Here is a 17,073-nt window from a genome sequence, read left to right on the forward strand (position 1 = left end):
CCGGGATTCGGGGTGATCGATGTGGATGTCCCCTTCGGCACTGACTACTGGTCGCGGGTCCACAGGCGCGAGCGCCACGAGGACGGGATTCCATGGGAGTTCGGCGACAAGATCGCGAGCAAGTCGTACTTCCTGCAGAAGGGCTACCCGACCGCCACGAACTTGGCGCAGTTCCGAAGCGTCGACGAGATCGACCTGAACGCCCTGCCGCCGGTGTTCGCCCTCAAACCAACCTTTGCGCACACCTCTGCGGGTGTGTATCTGATCGAGGCGCGTAAGGACGGCTTCTTCGACCGTTTCAGGGGAGAGCCCGTCGACATCGAGGCCCTGCACCGTGAGATGGAAAGGCTCTTGGAGCAGTTCGGCCGTGACCAGAGCCAGGTGAACTTCGTCGCGGAGGAGGTCGTGGACGACATCCACGGGGTCGATGTGCCGATCGACTACAAGTTTCTGATGTTTTACGACCAGCTCGGCATCTGCTTCGCGCTTGACCGCAACGCCAAGCCTTTGCACGTCGACTATTGGGACGCTCACCTGCGTCCTTTGCCGACGACGGCGGTCTTCCACGTCAAGCCCGAGGTGGCCACCCGCGGTCACACGCCGGCGCCACGCTTCTTGCCCGAGCTGGTCGAATTCGCCATACAGGTGTCTGCAAGCATCCCGGTCCCCATGTGTCGAATCGATCTCTACATGACCCGACGTGGCCCAGTGCTGGGTGAGGTGACCCTGCTGCCCGGCAACTGGTATTACGACGACGGTGTCGCGGTCATGGGCGCGCAGCTTTCGGCACAGCTAGGTGCCTTGTGGGGTCGCGCGGAGGGGAGGATCAGCTCGGACTTCGGGAGTTACCCGGCCTGCACTGGAACCCTGAGCCTGGACGCTCTGCTCAAGATGCAGCAGCAACGAGCGACGGGACAGCACGCCTGACCAGCGCGGCGAGCCCCCTGATGTCGCCCTGATCGCACGTCGCCACGCGTTCGCGCCACGGGGCTCCGTCGAACGCCCGGTTGGCATATCCCACCAGGGCGACACCAGCGTCATGGGCGTAGGCCATGAGGGGGTTGGGCGCGGCATCGATGGCGGAGGAGAGCATCACTCCCCCGCTGGCGGACACCAGGGTCATCAGACCGGCCACGAACTCGACGGACGGCGCCGTGAACACCGTGAGCCTCGGCAGGCTTCCCGACCAGCCCAAACTGGCAGCGAAGTCGTCGAACTGCGCTGGGGTGGCCGGCGTCTGGAGGACCACCACAGGCACGCAGTCCTGTGGCAGGTGGCCGAAGAGCCGCGCGAAGTCACGGAACCCGGAGCCTGTGGCGTCGAGGGAGCCGAACCACACGACCGGAGTGCGTTCACCAAAGGGGTTGTCGAGGCACTGTGCGATCACAGCCTCCGGGGTGTTCCAGGTGAGGTCGAGGATGACCTTGTCCTGTGCCTCCGCGGGGACCATCTGCAGGGCTGTCTCCTGCTGGAGAGCGTTGTGCACCTCGAGCCGATCGATGTGCGAGAGGTCGAGCTCCTCGATCTCTGCGTGCAAGGCCGGCGTGGTCAACGACTTGGGTCGGAACACCCGGAGGGCGCGGTCATCGATCAGTGGGAAGGCCTTGCGGGCCAGTCCGGACGACCCGTCGATAGTCACGGTCACGTCGTCCATCACGGTGCTGAGGTGCACGGCGAGATTGACGAGGGAGTCGACTCCGAGCATCAGTAGGTCGACATTTGGAAGCGTCCGCGCGAGGTGTTCGGCGCCACCAGGCTTGGTCGACAGGACGTAAAGACGTTCCCCGGGGTGGGCGGCAGCAAGTCGACGCACCGCCGTGGCCCCAACGACGTCGAGTCCGGTCTGAGCAATGAAGACCTGGGTCACCAAGTCACCCCCATCAGGTCGAGTGTCTGGATGGCGCGGGCTCGCCAGCTGCTCGACGCCAAGAACGTCGTTGCCGCGTCCAGCTCCTGTTGCGACCACGGTGTGGTGAGCGCCTTTTCGATCTCGGCGACGAAGCCGTCCGCCGAGTCGTAGGTGACTGCCGTGGGGCAGTCATCGATCGATCCCATGCGTGCTGAGACCGTGCGTAGACCCCAGGCGCAGTACTCGAAGAGCTTGTTGGGGTCGACGCCGAGCGTCAGCGGGCTGTCTATGAACGGGATGAGTCCCACGCACCACCGCAAGCCGATCTCGGCCAGCTCGTCCTGCTTGACTGCACCGAGGTAGGTGACGTTGGGAGGCAGGGAGATGTAGTTGGGGATACCGGGGCCGACGAGTTCAAAGCGAGTGCTCGGAAGCTGCGCAGCCGCATACAGGTACCGGTGCCAGTCGAACCAAGCATCGGTCAGGTGGCCGACGTAGCCAACCACACCTTGGGTCCGCCGGTGCTCTACGAGCTGGAGGTTACGCATGTGAACGCTGCCCTCGATGAAGCGGGACATGATCGCGTTGGGGCTGACGACTGCGCTGCGACCCGGCGCGATGGCGGCGACCTTCTCGGCGAGAGCCGGGCTCACGGTCGTGATCTGGTCGCTCTTGAGGCACTGCAGGACCTCGGACGAGGCCGAGTACCACTTGGAGTAGCCGACACGGTTGAACTCCTCCATGTTGTCGCGGATCTCGTAGAGAACCTGCCAGCCGTTCATCCTGAGCAGGTCGCTGCGGCCGACTGCGAGGGTGCTGGCAAAGGAGCTGCAGACATAGACGCACTGCCGGGCACGACCTTGGGCGGCCACGAGAGCGACGACGTCCTCTATCTCCTCGCGACCTGCTTGGAACACGAGCGAAGACTGCCGCCTTCGGTTGCCCTGCAGCCGTCCGAAACCGATGGAGATGACCGCGATGCCCATCGAGGCGTACATGTTGGCGAGGTTGTTGGGGCGGATCGTGATCGTCCCCGATCCAAGTGGGGGTGCGGTCGAGTCGATCAACACCAGCGACTGCCCTTGGGCCAGATCATCGAGGAAGTCCTGGAGCGAATCCCGCGGGAAGGCCGTGTACTCGATGACTGGCTCTCCGACCGTGGCGATCCGCTCGGCGTCCGCCCCCGAGAACGTCCAGCGAAGGTGCGTGGCCCCCTCCGGAACTGGAAAGTGCGCCACGTACTGATGTGGTTCGGACGGATCCTTCGCAAACTTCGTCACCGCCCCGTTGTGCCGGTCGACCGTCTGCCCGAAAGCGGGGAGCAGCGGTCCGAAGCCGTCGCGGACGAACTGCAGGGCCGCCCGCCGCTCCTCCGGCTTGACGCCACCTCCGATGATGGTCGTGGTCACGGTCGCCGAGACCGTTCCGGGTTCGATCGCATGGAAGCTGCCCATGCGGTCGAACCACTTCGAGTCGGGGGCGTCCGTACGCTGGAGGGCGCGGGGCTTGGCCATGAAGGTCGTCACGCCCGACCGCCAGGCGTGGCCTGCGAAGGTGAGCCGCACGCCACCGACTGGAATCGTCACGCGGACCCTCGTGCGTCCGGGTGAATACGCGCTGCCGGGTTCGACGTACTTGTACTGGCCAAGGCGTGGAGACACGCTGGGCCAATCGGGAACCACGACCTCGTTCCCCTCTGCATCGTCAACACGGACCGTGATCAGTGCGGCACCTTCGACGTTGGCCCAGTTGGCCGAGGTCCAGAAAGTCGCCTCCACCGTCTCGCCCTCATGGACGGCGAGGGACTCCGCGTAGTCCTCGAGCAGCGGGTCCTCGGTAGTGACTAGAGGTTCGCTGAACCAAGCGCTCATCGGCTCAGCCATGGTGCACTCCCTGGGGTATCGAAGCCATCGCAGTCCGCAGCAGCTGCAGCGCACGGGCTGCCACAGCCGTGTGCGAGCGTTCCGACCTCATGATGGGGACATAGACAGACTGGAACTCGCCGTAGTTGTCGGCATTCAGCATCCAGTTGATGTCCGCAGTCAGTTGCGCTGGGCTCGTGTCACGCACCGAGTGGTCGCCGAAGTTCGTCCCCAGCACGGTGTCAACGTTTGCGGGAGTCGAGACCCCGGCGACGCAGCGGATGCCGGCGCCCAGGCAGGCTGTACCGAGCGAAACGCTCTGGGTTCCGGAGACGCCTCCCACGACGGTGAACAAGGCGTTTCGCATGCGCTCACGGACAGTCTCGACATCGACCCAGCCCAACATCTCGACATTGACGCGGGGGTTGAGGGCCAGCTCTCCGAGCCTGGACTCGAAAACGCTGCGCATGAACCCGCCACCAAGCACTTGCACGTTGATGGTCCTGATGTCGGGGTGCCTGAGCGCCACCGCCACGAGGTGTTCCATGGCAGGTATCTGGTTCAGCTTGTCCGGCGCAAGGCGCGAGGCAATGACGAAGGACACGTCCCCGTTCGCGCCGAAACGGGCTTCGTACGAGGCGGCCTCGTGATCGAAGAAGTTGTCCGGGACGCCATTGGCCAGGACCTCGACACGTGAGTCGTCAACGCCCCCGTAGTCGACCATGGTCGGCCGAAGCGAGGAGCTGGCGAGCAGCACCAGGTCGGCGACGCCGCCCCAAGCGTAAACAGAGTCGGCGTTGTTGCCGTGACACATCGCCACGAGCGGGATGTGGTGGGACTTCTTGAGCGCAACCCCCAGCTCGCGCGACCCGAACGGCTGCGCGAAGACCACGTCCCACGGCCCGGCAGCGAGGACTTCGTCCACCTCGTCACGCCAGGTACTCCAGTCGAGCACCTTGGCGTACGCGCTGAACGGAGCAGCCAGCTCGTACATGCGCTCGTTGTTGGTGATGAATCCAACCTCGACGCCGAGCCCGGCAAGCCCGCGCGCCATACCCACCGCCCAGTCCTGGAGCCCGCCCCAGAAAGCGAAAGTGTGCGTCGCGAGAAGGACGCGGGGCAGGCGGTCATTCATCGTCCTGCTCCTGCATCGTGGTCCTGGACCAGTAGGTCACTGAGCTGTCTCCGAAGGTTCTGGAACGAACGGCTTCCGCTCGCTCCGCGCTGAGCGCGAGGTTGAGAGGCTTCTGGCGCCCCGGTCGGAAGGACAGCCAACCGAGCAGGTCACTGCTCGGTGTTTCGATCCCGCCGACGGCATCCACCGACTCGATCCTCAGTACATCTGTCGCTGGCAGCGAGTGAAGCATCTTGGTGAGGATGCGTTGCACGGCCTCCCGACAGTGTGAGCGGGGCTGAGTCGACGGCGTAAGCGCCACGATCTCGTAAGGGATGTTCGATCGTGATAGCCGCGCCATGTCGCGATAGGTGGCCTTCTCGACCACGGCGATCTCGTCGGTGGCGGTACCACTGGGCGAGAACGAGGACACGACGCCAACCAGCCGCGAGTAGCCATCGATCTCGTCGATCTTCCCCACGCAGTAGCGGCTGAAGACCAGGAATCGTTCAACGGTGGTGTCAGGCAGGTACGGTGCCGCCAGCCGGACCGGGTCCACCTTTGGTGTGGTCGACAACCAGCGAACGCCCTTCGTCGGCTGTGGGTCGGCGGTGGCCGACAGGGCGAAGGCGATGGTCGTGTGATCCGCGCCTCCCAGCAGCGGCCGCATGAACTCCCAAGACCCGAAGGTCCGGGCCGTGGGATGAGCGTGGCTGAGCAGCGTGAGCGCCGTGGATCGCTTCACCATGGCGACCGAGTCCAGGTATGGCTCGGCTGTGGAGCTCACATTGCCCGACGATCGGTCGAAGTGGACCCGGGGACCCGCGACCGCGCTGGTCCCTGCCTTGAATCGGCGAAGGGCTGTCTCCATCGCCCAAGGCAGGAGTAGGTCGCGCGCGTTCATGAACAGGAGGTACTCCGCTGCGCAGAGCGAAAGGGCCGCCTCGTTGTCGTGGCTGGTGTTTCCGATTGCGAGATAGGTGATCGAGTCGCGCAGGCCGAACCGGGGGTAGTCGCGCTGGTTGGACTCCACCCACTCACGCACCTGCGAGGACTGCGTCGTGTCCAGGACGACCACCGACAGGTCGTCGAGGACCTGTGCCTTGATCGCGGACAGGCAGTCCGGCTCGAAACCGTCGGTCACCATCACCACGGCTGTGACGAGGGGTGCGGAGCTCGGCGGGCGGAAGCGCCACGCTGGCAAGTTGGTGACCACGCCGCGAGGCGGCGCGTAGTTGGAGTCGGGCTCGTCCGGCGGGTCGGACTGCACGGCGGGGCGCCCGTTGGCCCACACGATGCGCGTCACGAGGTCCACCAGGCATTGCTTGGGATCGCGGATCCCGAGGTGAAACCCGCGCACCGAGGCGTAGGCGGCAGCCGTGAAGGCCAACAGACGCACCGCGGCCGGGTGTCCGGGGTCGTGCGACGCGTAGGCGATGGCCACATCTGCATCGCCCAGCAGCCCGAGGTCCTCGAGCTGCAGTGCCAGACAGGCCTCGGGGGATGGGATGAAGAGGACTTCCCCGTCCACAACCACCTGCACCCCAGCACTCCACGCGTTGACCGGCGGTGAATTGCCAACCACGACCGTGACCAGTGCGCACTCAGCCCGAGCCAGTTCGGCGGCCAGCAGCCCATTGTCTTGGACGATGAACACCCAGGACACGGGGGCAGCAACCAATCGACCCGCGAGCGCGTCTCGCGCCACCGATAGCGCGTCCTGCGAGTCGTCGCCGGTGAGGTCGACGACGACCGAGGTTGTCGTCACTGCCATTCCTTCCCTGCGAGGATCCCACTCGCGTGTAGTCCCGGTGTCGCCGACCTGGCGAACCACGCGCACTGATGCACGGTGATCGCGCGTTTGCCGACCTGTGACCGCCAGTCGATGATCTCGAACTGAACGGTGCTGGGGGGTGTGCTGAACGAGATCTCCAGAGCGACCCTGACAGGTTCACGAGAGAGCGCAGGTAGAGGTTGCGCGGGGACGGCCAAGCGGGAGGAGTGTTCCTCCCACGACATTCGACGGTGCCCGATCCGAAGGCCGTCCTCGGTATACGCGAGCGCCGCCACGATGTAGTCCCCAGCCTCCGCGTCCCCGGAAACGTCGAGTTGTAGGTTGACGCTACGGACGGGGAAAAGTGCTGGGACGACAGCCTTCACGTGGTGCCTCTCGATGGTGTGCAGAGCTGCGTGATTCTCCGGATGCTTGCGCCCGGTGGCCGTCAGCGCCAGAGGCCGCGAGTGTCGATGACGGCCTTCTCGTTGAGCAGGCGACGATCGACGTGGCGGAACTCCCGGTGGTCCACCAGCAGCACGATGATGTCCGCGGCGGCGATCCCGGCCCGAGTCTCGGCGAGCTCGACGTTCGGCAGGGCTGACAGGGACGCCGGCAGGGCGTCGATGTTGGGCTCGATGGCAAGGACGCGGGCCCCAGGGTGACGCTGGGCCAGCTGCTTGGTGATCTCGAGGGCCGGGGACTCGCGCAGGTCGTCGATGTCGGGCTTGAACGCCAGCCCCAGGGCGGCGATCACCGGCTCCTTGAAGCGGTCGGCGCGGTCCTTGACCTTTGTCAGCACGTACTCCGGCTTGTTGTCGTTGACCTCGCGGGCGGTGCGGATGAGGCGAGCCTCCTCCGGCACGGCGCTGACGATGAACCACGGGTCGACGGCGATGCAGTGACCGCCCACCCCGGGACCAGGCTGGAGGATGTTGACGCGGGGGTGCTTGTTTGCGAGCTCGATGAGCTCGAAGACGTCGATCCCGATCTTGTCGGCAATGATCGACAGCTCGTTGGCGAACGCGATGTTCACGTCGCGGTAGGAGTTCTCGGTCAGCTTGGCCATCTCGGCCGTCGTGGCGTCCGTGAGGTGCAGCTCGGCGTGGCAGAACACCTGGTAGAGGTCCCGGGCCCGCTCTGCGGCTTCGGTGGTCAGGCCGCCGATGATGCGGTCGTTGGTGACGAGCTCGATCATCACGCGGCCAGGCAGCACCCGCTCCGGGCAGTGCGCGAAGTGCACCACCGGGCGTTCCGACGAACCGTCGAGGGACAGGTCGGGCCGCGCCTCCAGCACCCGCTGGGCCATGTGCTCGGTGGCACCGGGAGGAGAGGTGGACTCGAGGATGATGAGCTCACCGCCACGCAGCTGCGGGATGATCGCGTCCGTGGCCGCCTCGATGTAGCTCAGGTCGGCGGCATACCCGTCCTTGAAGGGGGTCGGAACGGCGACGATGTAGGTGTTGGCCTGGGGTGTGTCCTTCTGGGCAGAAAGCATTCCCTGGCTCACTGCGCCGGCCACGTGGGTCGCCAGGTCGGGCTCCACGAAGGGGACCTCGCCGCGGTTCACCGCGTCCACGTGGCGGTCGCTGACGTCGACGCCGATGACCTTCACGCCGTTACTGGCCAGGATTGCCGCGGTGGGCAGGCCGATGTAGCCGAGGCCGATGACGGCCACAGTCTTGGTACTCACGGGTGGGCTCCCAACATTTAGATCATGATGTGCGCATCGCACCGGCCGAAGGACAGGACGCGTGCGTTTGCCAGCAGTTCCGCTGATGTGGCTTCCCAGGTGTGGCGGACCGAAGTATGCCGCATCTGGACGAAGTTGAACCGGTCGGACGAGTAGATGGACAGGCCGGCGGCCGCCACGGCGCGCAGGAAGCCGGTGTCCTCCCCTCGCCACACGTCGGCGAACGGGTGGGCGAGGGCGACCTCCCGGCGGGCCACGATGGTCGGCCCCATGACGAGGTCGGTGAACCGGTGCTCGCGCTCGGGGAACCGCAGGATGGTGACGTCCAGGGCCTCGAGGTACATGTGGTGCGCCTGCTTGCCGACGACGTCCGCCCCGGAGTAGTCGAGGGCGTGCAGCTGGTCGCGCAGGTAGTCCGCGCCATACAGGTCGTCGTCGTCCATCTTGGCCACGACGTCACCGGACGCCGCCCCGACGAGGCGGTTGAGGCAGCCCCCGAGGGTGGTGTCGGCGGGTTCGTGCAGGAGGGTGAGGCGCAGCCCGAGCTCGGCGGCGCGGGCGGCGAGGTCCGCGGAGGGCTCGAACCCGTGCGTGAGCAGGACCAGCTCGACGTCCACGCCGCGCTGGGCGGCGACGGTGGCGAGCACGTGGTCGACCTGCTGGGGGCGGTTCGTGGAGACGAGGGCGCTGACCGACGGCAGCCGCGCGGCGGACGAGCCGGAGGCGAGCCCTGCCGCGGACAGGACCGCGGCGAGGCGGCGCGTGTACGTGTGCGACTCCCAGATCCGGCGCTGGGCGGTGTGCACCGTCCGGTCGCGCAGCTCGGAGCTGTTGACCAGGGCGCGCAGCGTCCAGCCGGCCTCCTCGGAGGTGGCCACCTGGAGCACCTCGTCGGCGGGGAAGAACTCGCCGATGGCCCGGCTCGGTGTCGACACGACCGGGGTGCCGCACGCGGTGATCTCGAAGATCCGCCGGGCGCACATGCTCGGCGACCCGACGACCGAGTTCACGTTGAGGAAGACCTTGTAGGCCCGGTAGGCGGTGAGCATGCGCGGGTAGTCCAGCGAGCCGACCACGCGCTGGTCCAGCGGAGCCGGGAACTGGTAGCGCTCGTCGCCCCCGAGGTAGCGCGAGAAGATCTCGAGCCCCGTGGTCATCCGTGACGACACCGCGTCGGCCGCGCCGAGCAGCAGGTCCATCTGCTCGCGGCGCTCGGGGTACTTGTGCGCGAAGTACATCCCGCCGAACCCGATGTCGCGGCTCTGGTGGCCGTCGCCGGGCCGGATCGGGTTGTGCAGCGTCTGCTGGGCGGCGAACGGCAGCACGCCGACGCGTTCGTGCCCGAGGTCGCGGTGGTAGTCGGGGACCCGGTCGGAGTCGGTGGTCCAGACGTGGTCGAACAGCCGGGCCGTGTCGAGGAAGTCCTCGTAGTGGACCGGGTCCTCCTTGTTCCAGAACACCGTCGGCACCCCGTGGTCGCGGCACCACTGCACGAGCTCGACGATCGCCGGCCGCGGCGCCGACGTCCCCGTCAGGTGGTACTGCCACGCGTCCCCGTTGCCGTGCCACGCCGACTCGACGAACAGCAGGTCGAGCCGGGGCGAGTCCACCTGGTCGCGCCAGCGGTCGGGGTGCAGCGCCACCTGGTCCCACTCGTACCCCAGTGCCAGCGACGTGAAGTCGTCGAGGATGACGCCGACCCGCAGGTCAGGACGTCGCGGTGCGCGTTCCGGCAGCGGCCACGGCGGCACCTCGAGGGTCCCGTCACCGGTGAGGCGGATGCTCCCCCGGGGCCGCCGGTCGTCCAGTGCGCGTCGCTGCCACCAGCGGCGGACCTGCTCCGTGCCACCGTGCCGCAGGTGCCACACCGCCCTGCGGGCGTCGGCCACGACCCGCCTCGCACCGGAGGACGAGGATCCGCGGGTGCCGGCGCCGGGCATGGTCTCCTCAGGGGGACGGAGCGGGTATGCGGCGGGGTCGCCGGGCGCTGCCCGGCACGCTCCCCGGCGCGCGAGGTCACCGTCAACATAACGGACATGCTGGTCAGGGCCGTCCACGCGCCGCCCGTCGGCGACACGCGTCAGTTCGGGAGACGGCACGCCGTGCGGCACAATGTCCGAATGCATCGCTTCAGGGGGACCGACATCTGGCTCGGTCTCCTCGCCGTCGTCGTCAACGTCGGCCTCGTCGTCGGCGTCGTCCTCCTGACGACCGGGCGTCCCACGATCGCCGACCCGTCGCCGGTGATCAAGACCCCGAGCAAGACGACGACCACGACGACGCAGCGACCGACGACGAGCACGACGACCACCGCGCCGACGCCGCGCACGCCCGAGGCGCTGCTCGCCTCCGACGCCAAGGTGACCATCGCCGTGCTCGGCGACCAGACCAGCGACGGCGAGTCCGAGTGGGTCACGGCCTTCAGCAAGCTCCTCGCGCAGGACCGCAAGGTCACCCTCAACCGGCTCAACCCGGCCGACCCGACGACCTACACGATCAAGACGTCGTTCGGCACGGCCGGCCCGCCCGCCGTCGTCTTCAACGGCAGCCGCGCCGACGCCACCGCCGACTACGCGACCAAGCGGGTGCCGTTCCTCGTGCCCACCACGCCGGACATCGTCATCCTCAACTACGGGCGCAACAACTCGACCGGCAACGTCAAGAAGCACCTGCAGAACGTCGCCTCGGCCGTGCGGACCGCCTACCCGTCGGCCAGCATCCTCGTCACCCTCCAGCCGCCGACCCGGGACGACCAGGACAAGAAGGTGCGTACCGCCGTCGCCGCCTGGGCCGCGTCGAAGAAGCTGCGGACGCTGGACGTCGCCAAGGCGTTCATCGGCACCGGTGACCCCAACGCCTACGTCTCGGCGGCCGACCCCGAGGTGCTGAACGCCCGCGGCGACGCCCTGTGGGGCGAGACCGTGTTCCGGCTGCTGGGCGGCACCATCCGCCTGCCCGACCCGGCCCCGACCACCACCCTCCCGGCGCCGTCCACGACCTCCTCGTCGACGCTGTTCCCCTCGCCGTCCTCGTCGTCCTCCTCGTCCTCGGCGCCCCCGCCGCCGGCCAGCACGACCTCGTCGTCGAGCTCCTCGACGCCGCCCCCGGCGACGGATCCCACGCCGCCCGATCTCCCATCGCCCAGCTTCCCCGTCACGAGCCCCCCGGGTCGTGCTCAGACCACGGCCGTCGAGGCGGGCTGACCTGGCCCGCCCCCCGGCATACGGGAGGGTCTGCTCGGTGAGGTTTCCCGGTTTGCCCACCTGTGGGAGCCTTGCCCCGGCTGCGTCGGCAGGGCGGCCATGGGGAGTTCTCCCCATGGGGGACGGGCTCCACCCCATCTAGCCTTGCCCGGTGCAGTCGTTGGTCACTGCGTCCCCGAAAGGCCCTGATGCCCACCCTGAAGTACCCGAGCGAGCAGTTCCCCGGCCCGCCGTCGGTCACCGTCGACATCCCCGACGGCTGGTCCCCGGTGCGGGTCCCCGGGACGCTGCTCGCCGCGCGCCGGGCGGAGGAGGGCGGCAGCTTCGCCCCCAACCTCGTCGTGCGCGGGTTCACCAGGTCGGCCGAGTTCACCATCGGGCGGGCGCTGGCCGAGCTCAAGGCGTTCGTGACCGAGCGGCCCGACGGCGAGATGGACGAGCCGTTCGAGGTGGAGATCGACCAGGTGCCGTTCGTCGGGGTCAACGTGTCGTGGACCGACGACAAGGTCGGTGACGTCGTGCAGGCGCACCTGTTCGCCGGTGCGCGCCGCGGGCAGGTCGTCGACCTCATCCAGGTCACCGGTTCGGTGGGTGGGCCCGAGGTCGAGGCGGAGTACGGCACCATCCAGGAGCTCATGCAGACCGTGCGGGTGACCCGGTGACCAGCACCCCGGTGACGGTGTCCGGCCTCACCCTGCGCGCCGGGTCGGCCACCGACATCGGCCGGGTGCGCGGCCACAACGAGGACGACCTCGTCGCGGAGGGGGCGGTCTTCGCCGTCGCCGACGGGATGGGTGGGCACGCAGCCGGCGAGGTCGCCAGCGGCATCGTCGTCGACGGCCTGCGCGGCCTGGCCGAACGCGTCGTGCTCGTCCGCGACGACGTCGTCGCCGCGCTCGCCGAGTCCAACGCGCAGATCCTGCGCTCGGTCGCCCGGCACCCGGAGCAGACCGGCATGGGCACCACGGCCGCGGGCCTGGCCGTCGTCTCGGCCGGGGGCTCGACGCACTGGGCGGTGTTCAACGTCGGCGACTCCCGCGTCTACCGCTACGTCGACGGCCGCCTGCGCATGGTCACCGTCGACCACTCCGAGGTCCGTGAGCTCGTCGACGCCGGCCTCATCACCGAGGCCGAGGCGGCCCGCCACCCCCTGCGCAACGTCGTGACCCGGTCCTTGGGCTCCGACTCCATGCCCGCCGTGGACCTCTGGGTGTTCCCGCCGCAGGTCGGCGAACGCTTCCTCGTCTGCTCCGACGGCCTCAACGGCGAGCTCTCCGACGACCAGATCGCCACGCTGCTGGGCGAGCACGAGGACCCGCAGGAGGCCGCCGTCGCGCTGGTCGACGCCGCCGTGGCCGCCGGTGGTCGCGACAACGTCAGCGTGGTCGTCGTGGCGCTGGACCGTCGCGAGGACGACGGCGACGACGAGGTCGACACCGCTCCCCGCAGCGAGGTCACGAGGTCCTCGGCATGACCCTGGTCCGCTTCGCCGACCCCGACCAGCCGGGATGGTGCGCCATCTCGGCTGGAGGCCTGTTCGCCCTCGTGCGGGGAGAGGCCACCGACGCGGTGGTCGTGCGCGTCTGCGAGGCCGCCGTCGCCGGTGGGCTCGACGACCTGCTCGACGCCCTGACCCGCGACGGCGTCCGCACCGCCCCCGACTTCGTGGCCGTCCAGGACGGTGACCCCGTGCGCGTCGTCGCCCGCGGCACCGCGTATGCCGTCGTGCCCGGCGAGGACGGTCAGGACGACGCGGTCGAGATCCGCGCCGCGGGCCGGGGTCCCTGGGCCGACGAGGACGCCCCCGAGGGGTCGACCGAGCTCGTCCTGCACTCCGGCGAGGTGACCCCCGCGGCCGAGGACGAGCCGGCTGCCGAGGACGCGCCGGGTCTGCCCGACGGCCGCCTCAGCTCGCCCGGTGGCGTGCAGGGCTGGCAGGTGCCGGCCCGCCTGCGTCGCGGCGGGCCGCCCCCGGCCACCGCCGGCGACCCCGCGGACGGAGGTACCGGCGATGCCGCGCCCGTGGTCCAGGAGGTCCCCGGGTACGACTACCTGTTCGGGGCACCAGGCTCGACCGGCACACCGCCGTTCCTGCCCAACCACGACACCGGCACCCTCCAGGAGCCGCCCATCGGCCGCGCGCCGATGGAGGAGGCGGCCGGGGTGACCCCGCCGCCGGCCGACCACACGCTCCCCCCGCCGCAGCACACCCAGGCCGGGCGACCCTCACCCGCACCCGCTCCGCCGTCGCAGGCGACGCCGTCGGCGCCCGCAGCACCGACCCGCGGCACCGACGAGGGCAGCCGACCGGCGGCAGGCGGTGGGCTGATCGAGTCCGTCCCGTGGCGCCGTGGCGGGAGCAACGTCGCACCCTCCGACGAACCCCCGGCCCCGGCGACCACCGCGATGCCGGTTCCCCCGGTGTCCCCGCCGGCCCCGATGCCCACGCCTCCTGCCCCGCCCGTGACGCCGCCGGCGCAGCCGACCCCGCCACCGGCGCAGCCGACCCCGGCACCGGAACCGCCCGCCGTCTCCGACACCCAGGCCGCGCGCACCGCCGGTGAGATGCCCGGCCGACGCGGCACCCCCGGCCACACGGCCGCCGTGCCGCCGCCCGCGGTTCAGGCGCCTGCCGTACCGCCGCCCGCAGTGCCGCCGGCCGCCGCACCCGAGGACACCGCTGCCCCGCAGCACACGACGCCGCCGCCCGCCCCGGAGGCCGACGAGGCCACCGTCGACCGGGCGAGCCTGCCGATGACGGCGACCGGCTCCATACCGAGGGGCCCCATCGTCCTGGCGGTGCTCTGCCCGGCCGGGCACCCGAGCCCGCCGCACGCGAGCAGCTGCCGGGTGTGCGAGCGGGAGATCCCGCCGCAGCAACCGTTCCAGACGCCTCGGCCGCCGCTCGGCACGATCCGGCTGTCGACCGGTGACGTCGTGACGCTCGACCGCGGGGTGCTGCTCGGCCGCGCCCCGAAGGTCAACGCCGACCTGCCCGCCGCCCAGCGGCCGCACCTGGTGCGCGTGGTCAGCCGCGACAACGACATCTCGCGCAACCACGTCGAGATCGTGCTGGAGGGTTGGCACGTCCTGGTGCGCGACCTCGGCTCGACCAACGGCACCACCGTGGCCCTGCCCGGCCAGCAGCCGGTGCGGCTCCGGCCGAGCGACAGCCAGGTCATCGAGCCGGGCACGGTCGTCGGCATGGCCGACGAGGTCACCTTCACCTACGAGGTGCCCTCGTGACGGTGGCCGCCCCACCCGAGCTCGACGGCCTGGTCTACCGCGAGCTCGTCGGCACGGGTGGGTACGCCGACGTCTACCTGTACGAGCAGCAGATGCCCCGGATGCGGGTCGCGGTCAAGGTGCTCAAGGGCGAGGGCATCACCGACGCGATCCGCCGCCAGTTCCGCGACGAGGCCGACACCATGGCCCAGCTCGCCGACCACCCCTACATCGTCCAGGTCTTCCGGTCCGGCACCTCGCTCGACGGCCGGCCCTACCTGGTCATGAAGTACTACCCGCCGCCGAACCTCGCGCTGCGCTCGCGCAACGAGCGGCTCAGCGTCGAGGAGGTCCTGCGCACCGGGATCCAGCTCGCCAGCGCCGTCGAGACGGCCCACCGGGCGGGCATCACGCACCGCGACATCAAGCCGGCGAACGTGCTGGTCAGCCAGTACGGCGCCCCCGGCCTCACCGACTTCGGCATCGCCGGACAGCTCGGCCACGGTGCGGCGGAGGACGACGAGGACGACGTGGGCGTCAGCGTCCCGTGGGCACCCCCTGAGGTGCTCTTCGGTCAGTCGAACGGTGACGCCCGCGCCGACGTCTACTCGCTCTCCGCGACGCTGTGGCAGCTGCTCGTGGGGCGCTCGCCGTTCGAGATCCCCGGTGGTGACAACTCGGCCTACGGCCTGATGCCCCGCATCCGCACCTCCCCGGTCCCGGCCACGGGTCGCGCCGACGTGCCGGTCTCGCTCGAGCGGCTGCTCACCCAGGCGATGGCCAAGGACCCGGCGGCCCGGCCGCAGAGTGCGATCGCGTTCGCCCGCTCGCTGCAGGAGATCGAGCAGGAGCAGCGGTTCACCCGCACCGCCATCGTCGTCCTCGACGAGCAGGGCCAGACCACCCTCGCCGACCAGAGCGGACCGTCGCCGGACGCCGACGACGACCGCACCCGGGTCCGCGCTCCTCAGTCCGTGCAGGGCCAGACCCCGGCGCCCGCTCGACCGCGCAGCGTGGGTGGCACGGTCGCCGTGAACGGCGCCCAGGGCGTGGCGGGGCCGGCGTCGCACGCGGCATACGAGCACCCGTTGGTGGACGACGTCGACGTGGCGGGCACGGTGAGCCGCGACCGGCTCGGCACGCGCACCCCGGCGAGCGAGGAGCCTGCGGCGGCGACCTCGTCCCGCAACCCGGCGGTCACGCTCGCCGCGATCGCCGTCGCCGTGGTCGCCGTCGTCGTGGGGATCTCCGTGGTGTTCGGCGGCGGGAACGACTCCCCGAAGGACACGCCGAAGACGGTCGCCAGCCAGAGCGGCGACGTCGCCCTGTCCGTGCCGAGCACCCCGACCCTCGAGGCGCGAGGGGTGTCCGGTGGCGTGGCGTTCGCGTGGCAGTACCTCGCCCCGGAGAAGCCGGACCGGTTCTTCGTCCGCACCGCGGCGACCACGGGCGGCCTGGGCACGGCGGTCGACGGCGCCCCGCTCGCCCGGTCGACGTTCACGGCGAAGGCCGCCGCCGGCACCCAGGTCTGCGGCCAGGTCAAGGTCAGCCGCGAGGGCCTGACCTCGGAGTACTCGACACCCGTCTGTGGGAGGGCCAAGTGAGCACCGGCAGCATCACCGTGGAGTTCTGTGGCGAGGAGTTCGTCGCCGTCAGGGGCACCCCGCTCACCATCGGGCGGACCGGTGACGTCGAGATCGACGACAACCCGTTCCTGCACCGCAGCTTCCTGCAGGTCGTCGAGGACGGCGGCCTGTGGTGGCTCACCAACGTCGGCACCACGCTGACGGCCACGGTCGCCGACAAGAAGGGGCTGTTCCAGGCCTGGCTCAACCCCGGCGCCCGGATCCCGCTCGCGCTCGAGCGGTTCACCGTGTGGTTCACGGCCGGCCCGACCACGTACGACTTCGACATCATCGTCGACACCCCGGCCTTCACGGCGACGGGCAGCGAGGACGCCGAGACCGACAGCACGGGGGAGACCACCGTCGGTCGGGTCACCTTCACCCCCGACCAGAAGCTGCTCATGGTCGCCCTGTGCGAGGGCCTGCTCCGACGTTCGTATGCCGCGCCCGGCCAGATCCCGTCGTCGGCCGACGCCGCCGCCCGCCTCGGCTGGAAGGTCACGAAGTTCAACCGAAAACTGGACAATGTCTGTCAAAAGCTCGCCGATGCTGGTACTCGTGGACTGCACGGGGGGCCGGGGAAGCTCGCGAGCAACCGCAAGGCGCGGCTGGTCGAGCACGCCCTGTCGACGCGACTGGTGACCGAGGGCGACCTCGCACTGCTGGACGCGATCGACCACGACGAGCCGGCAGCACCGCAACCACCACCACCACGGGGGCAGTAGTCA

13 protein-coding genes are annotated in these 17,073 nt (G+C 69.5%); 7 read left to right on the forward strand and 6 right to left on the reverse strand.

Annotated features, from left to right (window positions below; genetic code table 11):
- Window positions 1-12: 12 nt before the first annotated feature.
- On the forward strand, window positions 13-927 hold the full coding sequence (locus ASD62_RS11705) for an ATP-grasp fold amidoligase family protein (RefSeq protein ID WP_056916109.1): 915 nt from the start codon (window positions 13-15) through the stop codon (window positions 925-927).
- On the opposite strand, the gene ASD62_RS11710 is transcribed toward ASD62_RS11705, so the two are convergent.
- From ASD62_RS11710 to ASD62_RS11740, 6 genes are all read right to left on the reverse strand, one after another.
- Entirely contained in the window at window positions 887-1,867 is a 981-nt protein-coding gene (locus ASD62_RS11710; protein WP_056916110.1) for a hypothetical protein, read from the reverse strand. The two genes, ASD62_RS11705 and ASD62_RS11710, sit on opposite strands and share 41 nt — an antisense overlap.
- A complete protein-coding gene (locus ASD62_RS11715; RefSeq protein WP_056916111.1) occupies window positions 1,864-3,732 on the reverse strand; it encodes a hypothetical protein in 1,869 nt (622 codons plus the stop codon). Before ASD62_RS11715 ends, ASD62_RS11710 begins: the two co-directional genes overlap by 4 nt.
- Window positions 3,725-4,846 carry a glycosyltransferase gene (locus tag ASD62_RS11720; protein WP_056916112.1) on the reverse strand — a complete coding sequence of 374 codons (1,122 nt, stop codon included), beginning with the start codon at window positions 4,844-4,846 and terminating at the stop codon, window positions 3,725-3,727. Before ASD62_RS11720 ends, ASD62_RS11715 begins: the two co-directional genes overlap by 8 nt.
- Window positions 4,839-6,593, reverse strand: coding sequence for a glycosyltransferase family A protein (locus ASD62_RS11725; RefSeq protein WP_056916113.1), 1,755 nt, complete (start codon window positions 6,591-6,593; stop codon window positions 4,839-4,841). The genes ASD62_RS11720 and ASD62_RS11725 overlap by 8 nt, the downstream gene beginning before the upstream one ends.
- 454 nt (window positions 6,594-7,047) lie before the next feature.
- The gene (gene wecC, locus ASD62_RS11735; RefSeq protein ID WP_056916115.1) at window positions 7,048-8,292 is read right to left on the reverse strand and encodes a UDP-N-acetyl-D-mannosamine dehydrogenase; all 1,245 of its coding nucleotides are present in this window, start codon (window positions 8,290-8,292) and stop codon (window positions 7,048-7,050) included.
- Window positions 8,293-8,309: 17 nt separating this feature from the next.
- A complete protein-coding gene (locus ASD62_RS11740) occupies window positions 8,310-10,232 on the reverse strand; it encodes a glycosyltransferase (protein WP_082580753.1) in 1,923 nt (640 codons plus the stop codon).
- Between the two features lie 180 nt (window positions 10,233-10,412).
- On the opposite strand from ASD62_RS11740, the gene ASD62_RS11745 reads away from it, so the two are divergent.
- From ASD62_RS11745 to ASD62_RS11770, 6 genes are all read left to right on the forward strand, one after another.
- Window positions 10,413-11,495 carry an SGNH/GDSL hydrolase family protein gene (locus tag ASD62_RS11745; RefSeq protein ID WP_056916116.1) on the forward strand — a complete coding sequence of 361 codons (1,083 nt, stop codon included), beginning with the start codon at window positions 10,413-10,415 and terminating at the stop codon, window positions 11,493-11,495.
- Window positions 11,496-11,683: 188 nt separating this feature from the next.
- Entirely contained in the window at window positions 11,684-12,157 is a 474-nt protein-coding gene (locus tag ASD62_RS11750) for a hypothetical protein (RefSeq protein ID WP_056916117.1), read from the forward strand.
- Window positions 12,154-12,969 (forward strand): PP2C family serine/threonine-protein phosphatase, encoded by an 816-nt coding sequence (locus ASD62_RS11755; RefSeq protein WP_235529209.1) that lies wholly within the window; start codon window positions 12,154-12,156, stop codon window positions 12,967-12,969. Before ASD62_RS11750 ends, ASD62_RS11755 begins: the two co-directional genes overlap by 4 nt.
- Window positions 12,966-14,741: an FHA domain-containing protein gene (locus ASD62_RS11760; protein WP_056916118.1), complete on the forward strand. Its 1,776-nt coding sequence runs from the start codon at window positions 12,966-12,968 to the stop codon at window positions 14,739-14,741. Before ASD62_RS11755 ends, ASD62_RS11760 begins: the two co-directional genes overlap by 4 nt.
- Before the next feature lie 2 nt (window positions 14,742-14,743).
- Window positions 14,744-16,324, forward strand: coding sequence for a serine/threonine-protein kinase (locus tag ASD62_RS11765; protein ID WP_235529208.1), 1,581 nt, complete (start codon window positions 14,744-14,746; stop codon window positions 16,322-16,324).
- Window positions 16,321-17,070 carry a hypothetical protein gene (locus ASD62_RS11770; protein WP_056916120.1) on the forward strand — a complete coding sequence of 250 codons (750 nt, stop codon included), beginning with the start codon at window positions 16,321-16,323 and terminating at the stop codon, window positions 17,068-17,070. Before ASD62_RS11765 ends, ASD62_RS11770 begins: the two co-directional genes overlap by 4 nt.
- Window positions 17,071-17,073: the final 3 nt, after the last annotated feature.

This window comes from Phycicoccus sp. Root563 (assembly GCF_001427915.1).
In the GTDB taxonomy this organism is placed as follows: Bacteria; Actinomycetota; Actinomycetes; order Actinomycetales; family Dermatophilaceae; genus Pedococcus.

Excerpts from the sequence above, each read along its gene's own strand:
- ASD62_RS11715 (WP_056916111.1), bottom strand. The coding sequence starts at position 3,732 with ATGGCTGAGCCGATGAGCGCTTGGTTCAGCGAACCTCTAGTCACTACC.
- ASD62_RS11720 (WP_056916112.1), bottom strand. The coding sequence starts at position 4,846 with ATGAATGACCGCCTGCCCCGCGTCCTTCTCGCGACGCACACTTTCGCT.
- ASD62_RS11740 (WP_082580753.1), bottom strand. The coding sequence starts at position 10,232 with ATGCCCGGCGCCGGCACCCGCGGATCCTCGTCCTCCGGTGCGAGGCGG.
- ASD62_RS11745 (WP_056916116.1), top strand. The coding sequence starts at position 10,413 with ATGCATCGCTTCAGGGGGACCGACATCTGGCTCGGTCTCCTCGCCGTC.
- ASD62_RS11750 (WP_056916117.1), top strand. The coding sequence starts at position 11,684 with ATGCCCACCCTGAAGTACCCGAGCGAGCAGTTCCCCGGCCCGCCGTCG.
- ASD62_RS11760 (WP_056916118.1), top strand. The coding sequence starts at position 12,966 with ATGACCCTGGTCCGCTTCGCCGACCCCGACCAGCCGGGATGGTGCGCC.